General features: G+C 41.6%; 21 protein-coding genes. 12 read left to right on the top strand and 9 right to left on the bottom strand.

Features of this window, described 5'->3' with window-relative positions:
• Window positions 1-389: 389 nt before the first annotated feature.
• From BSG1_RS07020 to rlmD, 3 genes are all read left to right on the top strand, one after another.
• Window positions 390-689 (top strand): hypothetical protein, encoded by a 300-nt coding sequence (locus tag BSG1_RS07020; protein ID WP_232214209.1) that lies wholly within the window; start codon window positions 390-392, stop codon window positions 687-689.
• 131 nt (window positions 690-820) lie between these two features.
• Window positions 821-1,693: a DNA-3-methyladenine glycosylase family protein gene (locus tag BSG1_RS07025; RefSeq protein ID WP_006836275.1), complete on the top strand. Its 873-nt coding sequence runs from the start codon at window positions 821-823 to the stop codon at window positions 1,691-1,693.
• A gap of 22 nt (window positions 1,694-1,715) precedes the next feature.
• Complete coding sequence (rlmD, locus tag BSG1_RS07030) at window positions 1,716-3,080, top strand: 23S rRNA (uracil(1939)-C(5))-methyltransferase RlmD (protein ID WP_232214211.1); 1,365 nt, start codon at window positions 1,716-1,718, stop codon at window positions 3,078-3,080.
• 270 nt (window positions 3,081-3,350) lie between these two features.
• Here rlmD and BSG1_RS07035 read toward each other — a convergent pair whose 3' ends face one another.
• The 3 genes from BSG1_RS07035 to BSG1_RS07040 form a co-directional block, all read right to left on the bottom strand.
• Window positions 3,351-3,545, bottom strand: coding sequence for a YfhD family protein (locus BSG1_RS07035; protein WP_006836277.1), 195 nt, complete (start codon window positions 3,543-3,545; stop codon window positions 3,351-3,353).
• 136 nt (window positions 3,546-3,681) lie between these two features.
• Complete coding sequence (locus tag BSG1_RS20235) at window positions 3,682-3,810, bottom strand: YfhE family protein (RefSeq protein ID WP_006836278.1); 129 nt, start codon at window positions 3,808-3,810, stop codon at window positions 3,682-3,684.
• A gap of 54 nt (window positions 3,811-3,864) precedes the next feature.
• Window positions 3,865-4,755 carry a TIGR01777 family oxidoreductase gene (locus BSG1_RS07040; RefSeq protein WP_006836279.1) on the bottom strand — a complete coding sequence of 297 codons (891 nt, stop codon included), beginning with the start codon at window positions 4,753-4,755 and terminating at the stop codon, window positions 3,865-3,867.
• A 96-nt stretch (window positions 4,756-4,851) separates the two neighbouring features.
• On the opposite strand from BSG1_RS07040, the gene recX reads away from it, so the two are divergent.
• Window positions 4,852-5,655 (top strand): recombination regulator RecX, encoded by an 804-nt coding sequence (gene recX / locus BSG1_RS07045; protein ID WP_006836280.1) that lies wholly within the window; start codon window positions 4,852-4,854, stop codon window positions 5,653-5,655.
• A gap of 72 nt (window positions 5,656-5,727) precedes the next feature.
• Here the strand turns inward: recX and BSG1_RS07050 are convergent, their stop codons facing one another.
• Together BSG1_RS07050 and BSG1_RS07055 are read right to left on the bottom strand one after the other, a co-directional pair.
• Window positions 5,728-6,405 (bottom strand): SDR family NAD(P)-dependent oxidoreductase, encoded by a 678-nt coding sequence (locus BSG1_RS07050; protein WP_006836281.1) that lies wholly within the window; start codon window positions 6,403-6,405, stop codon window positions 5,728-5,730.
• Window positions 6,406-6,699: 294 nt separating this feature from the next.
• Complete coding sequence (locus tag BSG1_RS07055; protein WP_006836282.1) at window positions 6,700-6,933, bottom strand: hypothetical protein; 234 nt, start codon at window positions 6,931-6,933, stop codon at window positions 6,700-6,702.
• 43 nt (window positions 6,934-6,976) lie between these two features.
• Between BSG1_RS07055 and BSG1_RS07060 the strand changes: the two genes are divergently transcribed.
• On the top strand, window positions 6,977-7,324 hold the full coding sequence (locus tag BSG1_RS07060; RefSeq protein ID WP_006836283.1) for a YfhH family protein: 348 nt from the start codon (window positions 6,977-6,979) through the stop codon (window positions 7,322-7,324).
• Between the two features lie 46 nt (window positions 7,325-7,370).
• On the opposite strand, the gene BSG1_RS20240 is transcribed toward BSG1_RS07060, so the two are convergent.
• Both BSG1_RS20240 and BSG1_RS07065 read right to left on the bottom strand, forming a co-directional pair.
• Entirely contained in the window at window positions 7,371-7,532 is a 162-nt protein-coding gene (locus tag BSG1_RS20240; protein ID WP_006836284.1) for a YpzG family protein, read from the bottom strand.
• Between the two features lie 43 nt (window positions 7,533-7,575).
• Window positions 7,576-7,740 (bottom strand): small, acid-soluble spore protein K, encoded by a 165-nt coding sequence (locus tag BSG1_RS07065; RefSeq protein ID WP_044022547.1) that lies wholly within the window; start codon window positions 7,738-7,740, stop codon window positions 7,576-7,578.
• 135 nt (window positions 7,741-7,875) lie between these two features.
• On the opposite strand from BSG1_RS07065, the gene BSG1_RS07070 reads away from it, so the two are divergent.
• Window positions 7,876-8,145, top strand: a complete 270-nt coding sequence (locus BSG1_RS07070; protein ID WP_198008209.1) for a YfhJ family protein — start codon at window positions 7,876-7,878, stop codon at window positions 8,143-8,145.
• Between the two features lie 31 nt (window positions 8,146-8,176).
• Here the strand turns inward: BSG1_RS07070 and BSG1_RS07075 are convergent, their stop codons facing one another.
• Window positions 8,177-9,160 carry a metal-dependent hydrolase gene (locus BSG1_RS07075; protein WP_044022548.1) on the bottom strand — a complete coding sequence of 328 codons (984 nt, stop codon included), beginning with the start codon at window positions 9,158-9,160 and terminating at the stop codon, window positions 8,177-8,179.
• Window positions 9,161-9,272: 112 nt separating this feature from the next.
• Between BSG1_RS07075 and BSG1_RS07080 the strand changes: the two genes are divergently transcribed.
• On the top strand, window positions 9,273-9,578 hold the full coding sequence (locus BSG1_RS07080; protein WP_044022549.1) for a hypothetical protein: 306 nt from the start codon (window positions 9,273-9,275) through the stop codon (window positions 9,576-9,578).
• A 78-nt stretch (window positions 9,579-9,656) separates the two neighbouring features.
• A complete protein-coding gene (gene mutY / locus BSG1_RS07085; protein ID WP_006836289.1) occupies window positions 9,657-10,763 on the top strand; it encodes an A/G-specific adenine glycosylase in 1,107 nt (368 codons plus the stop codon).
• A 21-nt stretch (window positions 10,764-10,784) separates the two neighbouring features.
• On the opposite strand, the gene BSG1_RS07090 is transcribed toward mutY, so the two are convergent.
• Window positions 10,785-11,009 carry a hypothetical protein gene (locus tag BSG1_RS07090; RefSeq protein WP_006836290.1) on the bottom strand — a complete coding sequence of 75 codons (225 nt, stop codon included), beginning with the start codon at window positions 11,007-11,009 and terminating at the stop codon, window positions 10,785-10,787.
• Window positions 11,010-11,112: 103 nt separating this feature from the next.
• On the opposite strand from BSG1_RS07090, the gene fabL reads away from it, so the two are divergent.
• The 4 genes from fabL (at window position 11,113) to ntdP (ending at window position 14,028) form a co-directional block, all read left to right on the top strand.
• Window positions 11,113-11,862, top strand: coding sequence for an enoyl-[acyl-carrier-protein] reductase FabL (fabL, locus tag BSG1_RS07095; RefSeq protein WP_006836291.1), 750 nt, complete (start codon window positions 11,113-11,115; stop codon window positions 11,860-11,862).
• A gap of 102 nt (window positions 11,863-11,964) precedes the next feature.
• Window positions 11,965-12,138, top strand: a complete 174-nt coding sequence (locus tag BSG1_RS07100; protein WP_006836292.1) for a gamma-type small acid-soluble spore protein — start codon at window positions 11,965-11,967, stop codon at window positions 12,136-12,138.
• Window positions 12,139-12,566: 428 nt separating this feature from the next.
• Window positions 12,567-12,818 (top strand): YgaB family protein, encoded by a 252-nt coding sequence (locus tag BSG1_RS07105; RefSeq protein ID WP_006836293.1) that lies wholly within the window; start codon window positions 12,567-12,569, stop codon window positions 12,816-12,818.
• A gap of 679 nt (window positions 12,819-13,497) precedes the next feature.
• The gene (gene ntdP / locus BSG1_RS07110; RefSeq protein WP_006836295.1) at window positions 13,498-14,028 is read left to right on the top strand and encodes a nucleoside tri-diphosphate phosphatase; all 531 of its coding nucleotides are present in this window, start codon (window positions 13,498-13,500) and stop codon (window positions 14,026-14,028) included.
• The last annotated feature ends 88 nt before the right edge of the window (window positions 14,029-14,116 follow it).

Genomic DNA, 14,116 nt, shown 5'->3' on the forward strand with positions numbered 1-14,116 from the left:
TAAATGCATATTTGTCGTATCTTCATGATAACTTATATGTCCATTATAAGGGGGAGACTACAGGCACCCCCGGAATTTGTCGAATGATAGATAGGCAGAGCGTTGGATAGTGCGCTTGAAGTCGAGGGTAAGATACCGATTATGCAGCTACGGAACGGAATCACCCAATATAGGCGCTGTGGTTACTTTATAATGTGGTGTTTCAGACGGAATCGCCCAATATAGGTACGACATCCACTTTATAATAGGTTTTTTTCTCGGAATCACTTAATGCGTAATTCATAGCATACTTTATGGTCCTATATACCTATTTAATTACGTACTAGATTCCTTTATAGTTAATAAATAGTTTAAATAGTTAGAAAAATCAGAATGGAGTGATGTTATTGATGAACAAGAAAGTACTGGCCTTAGGATTGACTGCTGGATTAATGATCAGTCCAGCAATATCTTCAACAGCTTTTGCTGCTCCTGATTTAGCGGAGAAAGTGAAATGGAGCGAGAAAGCAGGTACCCCAGAATTTATTTCCGGTAAATTGACAGCCCCTTCCAACTATAATGCAGAAACAATCGTCTATAACTATCTCAATTCCAAAAAGAAAGAATTTAAGTTTACAGGAGACGCCAGGTCTTCTTTTGTGTTGAAAGAAAAGAAGAATCTTACCCTTGCGACCTTTCAGCATAGCTGAAAGGCGAGTGAAACAAAGTTTCACTCGAATGAGCCAAAAAACATTGAACACCCTTTAAAGGGCAAACGTTTATACCCATCACTTAGGAAGTGCTATAATACTCATAAACGTTTTGCAAAAGTGAGGGTGCTATGAGAGAAATAACGGTTACGGTCTTGCCTCCATATAATTTTGATTTGGTTTTGGACAGGTTGTCTTTAGATCCGCTGAACGCTGTGGATACTGACAACCGAACGGTGAAAGTTCCGTTTTATGGGAAAGAGGATGAGGTTTTAACGGTGACGGCAACCGGTACGAGTGATAATCCTTCTTTTTTAATAAAAATGGAAAGTGAAGATGCTGATGATAGCAGGTTAGCCTATCTGAAGAGGATTTTTCAGTGGGAAGGCACTCTTCGGGACATTCATCAGCATTTTTTGGATACGGACCTGAGGGATATATTTATTGAACATTCAGGGACACCCATTGTACTTGAATTCAGCCCCTATGCTACGTTGATGAAAAGCATAATACACCAGCAGCTTAATTTGGCTTTTGCCCATACGCTAACACAGAGGTTTGTCCAAAAGTATGGAAGGCAGAAAGATGGCGTGTGGTTTTATCCCCAACCTTCTGATGTAGCAGAATTGGATATAAGTGAACTCAGAGAGATGCAATTCAGCCAGAGGAAAGCTGAGTATGTGATCGGTGTATCGAAGGAGATTGCCGAAGGGCGGTTGAACTTGCAGGAGCTTGAAGAAAAATCGGATGAAGAGATTTTAAAAGAATTGGTGAAGCTAAGGGGGATAGGGCCCTGGACGGCAGAAAACTACCTGATGTTTGCCTTGGGCAGACTTAACCTTTTTCCGAAGACAGATATCGGCATCCAAAATGCCTTGAAAAAACTGTATGGAATGGACAGGAAGCCGTCATTGGCTGAAATAGATAAAATGAGTGCAGCATGGAATCCATACTTGAGCTATGCTTCATTATATTTGTGGAGAAGTATTGAAAATAGGAAGTGAAACAGTGAAGAATGATAAAACGATGAAGATAAAAGAAAAACAACAATTTCCGCTGACGATTAAAAGGCTAGGTATCAATGGAGAAGGCGTCGGCTATTTTAAGAGACAGGTCGTTTTTGTTCCAGGGGCCCTGCCAGGGGAAGAAGTTGTGGTAGAAGCAGTAAAAGTACACCCGAAGTTTGCAGAAGGCCGGGTGAAAAAAGTAAGAAAAAGATCGGAACACCGGACGAAACCGCCATGCCCTGTCTATGAACAGTGCGGGGGCTGTCAGCTTCAGCATTTGAGTTATGAGCAGCAGCTGGTTGAAAAAAGAGATATTCTCATGCAGGCCCTTGAGCGCCACACTAAATTCGATTTGGAGAAGCTTGATGTCAAACCAATGATTGGTATGGTGGAGCCTTGGTTCTACCGTAATAAAAGCCAATTCCAACTTGGGTTTAGAGATGGGAAAATCATATCCGGTTTGTACAGCCTGAACTCTCACAAGCTCGTGGATATTCCGGAATGCATCGTGCAGCACCCTTCAACAAATAAAGTGACGAACACGGTAAAGAAAATTCTGAGTGATTTCAAAGTACCGATTTATAATGAAAGAACAAAAAAAGGAATCGTTAAAACTGTTGTCACAAGAGTGGGCGTGACGACTGGGGAAGTTCAAGTTGTTCTGGTTACCGTTGGAAAAGAACTTCCTCGCAAAGACATGATACTGTCCGAAATCACCAAACGCCTGCCGGAAGTAAAATCAGTCGCACAGAATATCAACCCGAAGGCGACCTCACTCATTTTCGGAAACGAAACAATCCATCTCTATGGTACAGAATCGATCGTTGAGCGTCTTGATAAGTTTTCCTATGAACTATCAGCCCGTGCATTCTTTCAGTTGAATCCTACTCAAACCATCCATCTTTACAACGAAGTAAGAGATGCAGCAGCGTTGACTGGACATGAAAAGCTCGTCGATGCGTATTGCGGTGTCGGTACGATTGGAATGTGGCTTTCAAACGGTGCAAAAGAAATCCGCGGAATGGATGTTGTCAAAGAAGGAATTGAGAATGCCAGAAAAAACAGCAAAAAATTTGGGATGGACAATGCGACTTACGAGGTGGGAACTGCAGAAGAATGGCTGCCGAAATGGAAGGCAGAAGGCTGGAGGCCGGATGTCGTCGTGGTGGATCCGCCAAGAACAGGATGCGAGCCGAGCTTCTTAAATACAATTTTAAAAGTGAAACCGAAAAAATTCATATATGTTTCGTGCAATCCATCAACACTTGCAAAAGATTTAAAAACATTAAGCAAATCTTATGATGTGGAATACATCCAGCCAGTGGATATGTTCCCGCAAACGGCCCATGTCGAAAGTGTCGCGAAACTGGTTTTGAAAAAGTAACAGCTGAGGAAGCCGCTCATTGAAGCGGCTCTTTTATTTATTAACGCATTAACGCACGAAGAGGGACTGTCCCTCTTCGTGCGTTAATGCGTTAAAGTATTTTATAAACAAGGTTATTCACAATGAAAACGTTATTATTGTTAATTTTCAGAAAGTTATCAACATTATCCACATTGCATTGTGGATTACTATTAACAGGTAATTAACAACTTTTGAGTATAATTGTGGAAAAAAAGATGGTCCATCTAGAGGACCATCTTTCGTCATTGTTTATCGTTTATTTCGATTTGCGACCTGCTGGCGCTGGTTAGCTGCATTGGCGCGCGCTTGTGCTTCCATGTCAGCTTGATCGGCAATCTCGCGTGAAAATTCTTCATCAACGCCATCAGCTTTCATGTTTTTCGGAACCTGAGGAAGTTTATTCTTATTTTTATCACGTGTTTTATGTCCATGTGCTCTGCCCATTACAACCGTCCCCTTTCGATTTGAGAAAGATAAAGGAGCGAAAAACAGCAATTGTTTTCGCTCCCTTAGTATTGACCAGGCTCATGTTTTTAAAAGAGGTATTTTTTGATACACACTTTTTCGTATAATGACGGGCTTAATGCTTTTTCTGAGTGAAACCGCCCGCTCTGTCCGCCCGCTTGAATTCACGGGAATAGGTCACCTCTTGCATAGAAGACAGTGCTGATTTTGTTTTCTCTTTACGCTTTTTATCCACAGAAATCATCCTTTCTCAAATGAGTATATGCCTATTTTTTCCTATCATTTGAGAAATCATACTTTAATGTCGATAAATCTCGATCAGTGCTTCTTTAAGGTCGGGGTATTCAAATGAGTATCCATTCTCCATCAATATCGAAGGAATCACTTTCTGTCCTTCCAGTACTAACTTGCTCATTTCCCCCATGGCGGCTTTGATGGCAAAGGCAGGTGCCGCTATCCAATGGGGCCTGTTCAGCACGTCACCCAGTGTCTTTCCGAGCTCTTTCATCGTAACTGGGGAAGGAGCCGTCACATTGACAGGTCCTTCAATTCGGCTTGTTTCAATGACGAACCGGATTGCTTTTGCAACATCTCCAATATGAACCCATGACATCCATTGCTTACCGGAGCCGACTGTGCCCCCGGCAAAGAGCTTATAGGGAAGTGCCATTTTAGGAAGTGCTCCTTCACCTTTTCCCAGGATAATCCCAAATCGGGTGCAGGCTGTCCGGATGTCGAACTCCCTGGCTTTGCTTGCTTCAAATTCCCATCTTTTGACCGTTTCTGCAAGGAAGTCTGTGCCAGTGTGAGTCTTTGTTTCTGATGCTTCATAAATTCCAATCGCACTCGCATTGATGAAAACGGAAGGCTTTTCATCAAGGTTTTCAAGAATTCTGATCATTTCCCTGGTTGCATCAACCCGGCTCTTCAAGATTCTATTTTTCCGTTCCTCCGTCCACCGGCCGCTGTTGATGGATTCGCCGGCAAGATTGATGAAGATATTGCTGCCTTCAAGCTCTTTTTCAGGGTGAGCCCCTTCTGTCAGCCATTTAATATAAGAAACATTCTGCCGGCTCTCATGTTTGTCAGGGTTCCTTGTTAAAATGGAAACTTTATATCCATTGTCGAGCAGTTCTTCCGTCAATGCACTTCCGACGAATCCCGTTCCGCCTGATATCACTGCTTTCATCTCATTACCTCCTTTTTTTACGCTTTGTAGTTATTTTACCCCTCCTGATAATAAAAAACATTTTGGATGTGTTACATTAATATGGAGGTGTTTTAAATGGGAATTATCACAAAGATAAGTAAACAAGTGAAAAACGAAGAGAGATACAACATCTTCATTGATGGTGAATACTCCTTCAGTGTTGATGAAGAGATTCTTGCCAGGTTTCAGCTGGGCAAGGGAAAAGAAATCGATGAACTTGCTATGGCGGATATCGGCTATGAAGACGACGTTCGAAAAGCTTTTAACCTGGCCATCCATTATCTTTCATTCCGGATGAGGACAGAAAAGGAAGTTTCCGATTACCTTAAGAAAAAAGACCTCGGGGATGCGGTGGCAGCTGAGGCTATGGAAAAATTAAAGAAATATGATTACTTGAATGACGGGGAATTTGCCCAGGCCTATGTAAATACCCAGATCAACACTTCGGATAAAGGGCCGGGGACCGTTGAAAGGGAACTTGCCTCAAAAGGAGTGGACAAGGCATTGATTGATGACGCGCTTTCAGCCTTTACAAAGGATATTCAACTGGAAAAAGCGATGACTTTAACAAATAAGCTCTTTAACAAATATAAAAAAGATTCCACTAAAGTGACGAAGCAGAAAATTGAGCAAAACCTGGCACGAAAGGGATATCCTTTTTCCATCATCAATATTGCGTGGGAAGAAACCGCTAATGAAAAGTCAGAAGACGAGAAGCTGGAAGCAGTCCTTGTTCATGCAAGAAAAGCCCATAACCGCCTTAAGTCAAAATTCACCGGCTATGACTATGAAATGAAAATGAAACAGAATTTATACCGAAAAGGTTTCATGATGGAAGAAATCGATGAGGCCATCGAGAGGCTGAAAGAGGAAGAATAGGATAGCATCCTTTAACACATTAAAGCACTAAGAGGGACAGTCCCTCTTAGTGCTTTAATGTGTTAAAGTGATTTATTTTTTGGATTCGATGGTGATATCAGTTGAAGTTTTGCTTTCTTCATAGATGATTTCCGCCACTTCTCTTGGTGAACGAAGCCTGCTGGGATCTTTCACATGTTCTGATTCATCCCAGAACGGGGTGTTCATACCGCCCATATAGGCATTAATGATCTCGATTCCTGTTTCTTCAAATTCCTTCTGCAGGCTTTCTGCAAACCCTCGTAAGGCAAATTTGCTTGCGGCATAGTATGATTCGTTTTTCTTGCCACGCAGCCCGGCAGTTGAAATGACATTGATGATCGTTCCTGAGTCCTTGGAGACCATGGAAGGAAGCAGCGCTTTAGTTAAATAAACTGTTCCAAGGAAATTAACTGACAGCATTTTCTCCATGTCTTCAAATGGTGCATGAAGAAATGGCCCGAAGATTCCAACACCGGCATTATTGATGAGAAGCTGAACATCATGATGGTCTTTAATTTCTTTGCTGACCTTTTCGACTGCTTCAGTAGAGGCAATATCCACCGTCATATATGAGGCAGTTCCGCCGTCCGTAACAATTTCCTCCTTAACAGATTGAAGTTTTTCCTCAGTCCTGCCTAGAAGTAGAATATGATATCCGTCGTTGCTATATACTTTCGCAAGCTCTCTGCCAAGCCCTGAGCCGCCGCCTGAAATTACTGCTGTTTTCATATGTAATCCCCCTGATTGTTAATTTCTCTCCAAATAAAAAAGATTAAGGCACCCAGATTAGGGTCCAATTGTAATAAGCTTGATGTAAAACTTTATTAGGTCATGATTTAGGTGACATCCTGGTATACCGCATTATTGGGACATCATTGTGTTGAGAACCCCGATATGATGTACCAAAAAAGCCTGTATTAGGACATCATTGCATTAGGCGTCCCTATATGATGTACCAAAAAGCCTGTATTTAGGACATCATTGCATAAGGTGTCCCGATATGATGTACCAAAAAAGCCTGTATTAGGACATCATTGCATTAGGTGTCCCGATATGATGTACTAAAAAAGCTATTATTAAGGCATCATTTTGTGAACCTTCCGATATGATGCACCAATTAAAACCATTCATCAAGGGAATCCCTCCGATTGATGCACCATATAGTTCATCAGCCGCCTTAACCATATATCGAACCGACGTCACACCACTTTGAAACCTGCCGCCATATTTCCCTGATAATATTTTTTCCTTCAGCACTCATATTAAACCAAACTTTATTTATCTTGTCATTTTTCCTATAATGAAAGTGAATGGAGTGAACATTGTGGAGAAAGAAACAAGATACAGTGAATTGACCGAATATGAATTACAGCAGGAAATTGCACAATTGAAAGAAAAAGCCAGAAAAGCGGAACAGCTGGGAATGGTGAATGAGTTTGCTGTCCTGGAAAGAAAAGCATTGATGGCCCAAGCCTACCTGCTGAACCCTGAAGATTTTAAGCCGGGTGAAATATATGGGATTGAAGGAGACCCTGGGGTTTACTTCAGAATTGATTACATGAACGGTGTATTTGCATGGGGGTACCGACTGGGTGGATCGGGCCAGGAAGAAGCACTGCCGATCTCCATGCTGAACAGGAAGAAATAATAAAAGGAAACAAGGGGCTCAAAGGCCTGCCTTGTTTCCTTTTGTCTTATGATCTTTTACGGGTTTGATTTTCGAGAATGATTAAGTCTTGAGTTTGAGTGGTATGCCCATTAGCCTGTGAGTGTGCGTGTTTGGCATTATAAAAAGCCTGATTGAAAGGACTCACATAGTTCCTGTCAAATTTGTTTGAGTTGTTCTTTTTGCCCATACCCAAAACAACCGCCTCCTTAATAATGGCTTACCTCTAGAACTTAAACTGAATCGCTTTCACGCTGGTTTGATGCAGCCATGCGTTCCTGGGGATGAGTATTGATGGTACCGTCAGCCCTCTTGGAAGCATACTCCGGCTTTGCCCGCGGTTCACCTTCAAATTTATTGTTATTCTGGTTAGGGAAGCCTCTTTCTTTATTGCGCATTGTATTCCTCCCGAGAATAATGATGGTCACCTCGTAAAAAGCAAATCGCCATTGGATCTGCTGATTACGTACTATTAGTATGGAACTTAAACTGGACAGTTATCATTAAAAATATTGGGAATGGAGGATATAATAATGGATACATTTCATGAGGAATTAACAAATGAACTATTAGAAAAGAATGAAGAATTATCTTATGCAAGGGCTAGGACCTGGGTCGAGTTATTATGGGAAGACTTTGAAACCACGTACGCCAAAGCCAGGGGAGAATACCTGGGGCAAGAAATGACAAGCAGGCTGGTGAAACAGTGGATAGACAGTTATGGAAGCAGACTTCATGAGTTTGCATCGAAGAACCCAAAGTACAGTCATATGCTTGAAAATAAAAGTGATATAAGCCATTAAAAAGAGGTGCCATATTTGCGGCACCTTTTATTTAATCAGGAATCACTTCCAGTTTCTTCCTCAATTTTTCTTCGCTGTAGATCCATCCGGTGTAGGAACTTTCAATATCTAATTCATCGTTCAGTTTCACTACCGCGACAAAAGGATAGTGTCCGTTGCTTCGATACCTCAAGTCGATGAATCTTACTTCATAGCCGTCTTCTTCAAATTCCTCTATCTCCCATCTGTATACAGGAGAGAAGGATAAGAATGCCGACAGATTTTTATCTTTCTTTGCTGCATTGATGACCGGGTTATCAGGAACAGGGATTCGCTTATACTTCTCAAAGAAAGTAATGGAACTTCCATATGCCCTCGCTACATAGAAAAACTCTTTAGTAACGATTGCCAATCTCCATTGGTAAAAATGCAAAGTGGATGAAACGATGATTTTTTCTGCATCAGGAATCTTTTTCCGTACTGCTGATTTAACTGCATTTTGTACAAAGAATCTCAAAATGTAATACAAGATGATAATCATATACATGTACAGAAACGTAGGACCTGGTTCAAATCCGAATCCCCACAGGACCAGCCCGATGATATGAATGCCGAATATAATCGGATCAAACGTGTTGATGACCCCCAATGCGACCCATTTCGACGAAAAAGGTCTTATTGCCTGGGTTCCATAGGCGTTGAAAATGTCGACAAATACATGGAGGAAAACAGCAAGAAATGTCCAAATCCATAAGTGAAGCAGATTAGCTTCGGGATAAAATGGATAGAGAACGGCCAATATGAGCAGCGGCCATATCAGTACGGCGGGGATGGAATGGGTGATTCCCCGGTGGTTACGGATATAAACAGCATTATTTCTCAATTTTAATACGGTATCAATATCGGGAATCTGTGAACCAATGATGGCCCCAATTAAAACACCCTGTGAGGTCGCCGCATTTTCAGCTACAACAGGATCAAGTGTTGCAAGCCCGCCGATGGCAAACCCCATGACTATATGTGTACCTGTATCCAAGGTGAATCCTCCTTTAACAAGGTTATTACGGAAAATTTTTAGCATTAATTCCAGTCATATATGTCTTGTTTTCATGGACGAAAATGATATGGTATAAAAGGAGATGATTTCAATGAATCATTCACTTCAAATGTATATTCAGTACGAAATCAAAGAATCGTCGATTGAGCATTATCAGCAGCTAATGAAAAACATCCTGCAGAGCCTGGAGTCTTATGATGCAATCGATATCAAGTGGCTGCCTTCTCCCGGAAGCAGTACTGCTTTTATTGAAGTCATTACACTGCCGACGGAATCTCATTACCATGCATTGAAAAAATTAAGGAAATCCCGACAGCATCTGTTGTTTGGCATGCTCGATGACTGCATTTCGGGAGGCCTTAACAAAATGAATTGTTTTGGGTTGAAGCTCTTTTAAAAAAGCTGATCGAATAAAAACTTCGTTAGTATTATATTCCCTCAATAAGTGAAGGTTTAACATCTTGGAGGTACAAAAGTGGAGAGTAATCCTTTAACACATATAGAAGAAATTGACATAGAGACATTTAAGAGAGATTTACTCGACTGGTTTACTGCTGAACATAGGCAGCTTCCATGGAGAGAAGACAGTGATCCTTATAAGGTTTGGGTGTCTGAGATCATGCTTCAGCAAACCAGAGTGGATACAGTTATTCCTTATTTTCTTAATTTTATCAATAAGTTTCCTACAATAGAAGCACTTGCCTCCGCAGATGAGGAGGATGTTCTGAAAGCTTGGGAAGGGCTGGGCTATTATTCCAGGGCCAGAAATCTGCAATCCGCCGTTAAAGAAGTTCGTGACACCTATGGCGGTGTAGTGCCGTCTGAACCGAAGGAAATTTCCAAGCTGAAAGGAGTCGGACCTTATACCGCGGGCGCAATTTTGAGTATTGCCTATGGAAAACCCGAACCTGCGGTAGATGGAAATGTTATGCGGGTTTTGTCAAGGATCTTGACGATTTGGGAAGACATAGCCAAGCCATCATCCAGGAAAGTATTTGAAGAGGCAGTCCGCAAACTCATCTCACATGAGAATCCCTCTTATTTTAATCAGGCATTGATGGAGCTGGGAGCTTTAATATGTACGCCAACCTCTCCTAAATGCCTGTTATGTCCTGTGAGGGAGCATTGCAATGCATTCAATGAAGGTGTTCAGGATACGCTGCCGATTAAAACAAAGAAGAAAAGTGCTAAAAAGCTTCAAATGGGCGCAGTAGTTTTGAAAACTGAAGATGGCCGGTTTTTAATCCATAAGCGTCCTTCAACAGGATTGCTGGCCAACCTTTGGGAATTTCCAAATTTCGAGCTTGATTCGTTTGGGTCCCATAGGAAACAGCTGGAAGAGTTTTTGAAGGTAGAATATAATGTTGAGGCAGATATTGAACATGGCCTCCTGACAAAAATTGAGCATGTATTCTCGCACTTGGTTTGGAATATCGATGTGTATGTCGGCCAAGTGAAGGACAGCAGTGAAATCTCGGAAAAATTAAAGCTTGTCGAGAAAGAAGAGCTTACTCAATTCGCCTATCCTGTTTCTCATCAAAAAATTTGGAAAAGCTATAAAAAGAGCTGCCTTGAAACTTAATTCCAAGGCAGCTTCATTTTATCAGTCATAAGTAACCTTTGTTCCATGCACGGCGTCGGCCTCATTTCGCTTCAGGCCGCCCCTGCTTTCAATCTCTTCTACGATTTTCCTGTGGATAGTCTGTCCCTCGGCATTCAAATAGGGAACCATCTGTTGAAGGGAATGGTGGAAAAAGGCCAGCTCACTCTTGTCCCATTCCGTTTTCGGAATCATGGAGATCTCTGTCATATCTCTGCCAACATACATATAGAATCCTCCTTAGCGTGATTGGTTATAGTTTCTCTGTAAACATTGTTGATTATGCCATTAAAGGCTAAAATGAAAGTGATTAGGAAAGGGGCAATTTAGAATGACAAATAAAGTAGCATTAGTAACAGGAAGCAGCCGGGGTGTCGGTAAAGCATTGGCTCTAAAACTCGCTCAAGAAGGCTATGACATTGTAGTGAACTATGCCAGAAGCAAAAAAGCTGCATTGGAAACTGCAGAGGAAATTGAGAAACTTGGAAGAAAGGCTATAATTGTCAGAGCGAACGTCGGGGATGTTGAAAAAATCAAGACGATGTTTCAGAAAATCAAAGAAGAATTCGGGAGGCTTGATGTTTTCATCAATAATGCGGCATCCGGTGTGTTAAGGCCTGCCATGGAACTGGAAGAATCCCATTGGGACTGGACAATGAATATCAACAGCAAGGCGCTTCTTTTCTGTGCACAGGAAGCGGCCAAACTTATGGATAAAGAAGCTGGAGGGAAAATTGTCAGCATCAGCTCATTAGGCTCGATCCGGTATCTTGATAACTACACGACGGTCGGAGTGTCAAAAGCGGCAGTCGAAGCACTCACGCGTTACCTGGCAGTGGAGCTTTCAAAAGAAAATATCGTCGTCAATGCTGTTTCCGGCGGGGCGATCGACACGGATGCATTGACGCATTTCCCTAACAGAGAAGAATTATTGGAAGATGCGCGCACCAAAACGCCTGCAGGCAGAATGGTCGAAATTGAAGATCTCGTAAATGCTGTAATGTTCCTTGTTTCAGACGAAGCATCCATGATTCGCGGGCAGACTATCATTGTGGATGGAGGACGTTCACTGTTAGTCTGAGCCTGGAAAAATAGACTTTTGAAAAAGACCATTTTTTAATAATTTTTTTGGAATAGTAATTCGCCTCCTTGGTTAAATTAACAAGCGTGGAGGTGATTACAAATGGCAAAACGCAACCAAACGCAATCAGGAACTAACGTACAACACGTAAAACAACAAAACGCTCAAGCTCAAGGACAAGCTGGCCAATACGGTGCCGAGTTTGCTTCTGAGACTGATGTGCAGCAAGTAAAACAACAAAACGCACAATCTCAAGCTAAGAAAAACCAACAATAATTTTCAAGAAAAGGCACCCTGCTGGTAACAGGGTGCCTTTTCCCGTTTTTAAGGTGGCTGAATGACATATAGCGGGTTACATTGCTAATTGAAATCTTTGATGAGGGCCTCCAGTGGATTTAGTTTCTTTAAACCGGGTGATTTGAGGGGGAAAGTGCCTTTAGGAGGGTTCTAAAGACCAAAAGCGAGTCAATTTGAAGATGAAAGTGTCTTAAGGAAGGTTTTAAAGACCAAAAGCGAGCCGATTTGAGAGTGAAAGTGTCTTTAGGAAGTTCTAAAGACCAAAAGTGAGTTGATTAATTTCTACATAATATAAAAAATAAACTAACCGACAAACAAAGCCTTCAAGCGACATAACTAGTCAAAGGGATTTACATAAAGACAGGGAATGTTATTAGGGAGAACTTCCGAGAAAGCGGGTGATTGTGATGTCCCAATTTAACAAGCTGATTAGCGAACAGTTGGAAACAATGGATAAACTCCTGTTCATTCAATCAGAAATAGAACGATGCCAGGAAATCGAGAAGGAACTAGTTGAGTTGCAGCAGCAATCAAAGCTGGATTCAATTCATCAGGAAATCTCCATGATGAAAAAAGAACTCAAAGAGATTCAGAAAGTTTTTCAGGATCAAACCAATGAAGTAATCCAAGTATATGCTGAAGAAAAGGTCCTAATCTGAATGCAAATCTTCCAGAGCCGAAGTGGCTCTTTTTTCTTTTTTGGAAAGGGTGATGTGGAACACTTGAGTGCAGGGAGTTGAATCAGGACTAGTGAACCGGTCAATCCCTCCAAACGTGCTGCGTCTCCCGTGAGGAAGTCGCTTCCCCTCTTTTTTTACAATAAGGCTTTGTAAGTTGATTGTGTTGTAGGCCTCCAAGTCGATAGATATTTAGCTTCAGAGTAATAATATCTCTTCAATTGGGGAGGAGTCGTACGTCCTGTAGCGGAAAGGAGGCAATTATTAATGGCTTTTTCGCAAAGTTTGTGGTTTTTAAAATTTATATATTGCATTAATACAAATATTTGTTTGATTGAAGCGGAAGGTGTGTGACCTCCTGCGGGATCAGCGGGACAGGTGAGACCAAGGTTACGTACCCACTGGAACGTAACCCCGCAGGCGCAGCCGAGGAGGCTCAACGCCCGCCCCGCGGAGTCACGCACCTGTAGCGTAAATCAGCTTACCGTTTAGCTAGAAAATAACATTACTCTTTAAAACATCCAACAATAAATAACTTGAGAAAGAGCCATTGCTAAATTAACAATGGCTCTTTTGTTTTAAAATTATTCTCAAAACGTTATAATAATAAAATAGACTTAATAGATTAGCGGAATATTCTGCAGGAAGGCAGGGGAGACTGATGGCGGTTCCCAGCGAAGGGCAACCAATACAAATACATAGTTATAAGCATGATGGGAATATCCATCGTGTCTGGAATGAACTGACAGTATTAAAAGGTACGAGAAATCTTGTTATCGGGGGAAACGACCGGACGATGGTAACTGAATCGGACGGAAGGACATGGATTACCCGTGAACCAGCCATTTGTTATTTTCATGCAGAGCTATGGTTCAATATCATTTGCATGATACGGGAAGATGGAATTTATTATTATTGCAATCTGAGTTCACCTTTTGTTTATGATCATGAGGCATTGAAATATATAGACTATGACCTTGATATCAAAGTGTTTCCGGATATGACCTATACGCTGCTCGACGAGGACGAGTATGAAACACATAGAAAACTGATGGGGTATCCAGATGTCATCGACCATATTTTAAAGAGGAATGTGGACAAGCTTGTCCGCTGGATCAGGCAGCGGAAAGGGCCATTTGCACCCGACTTTATCGATGTTTGGTATGAAAGATTTCTTTATCACAGGAAATAAAACCGGTTAACAAATCTGCATGAGGCAGTAAAACCTGTTGGGCTTGAATCAACAGGTTTTTTTATTGTTTTCATAGGGAAAGATACCG

It is taken from the genome of Bacillus sp. SG-1 (assembly GCF_000181495.1).
GTDB lineage: Bacteria > Bacillota > Bacilli > Bacillales > Bacillaceae_B > Rossellomorea.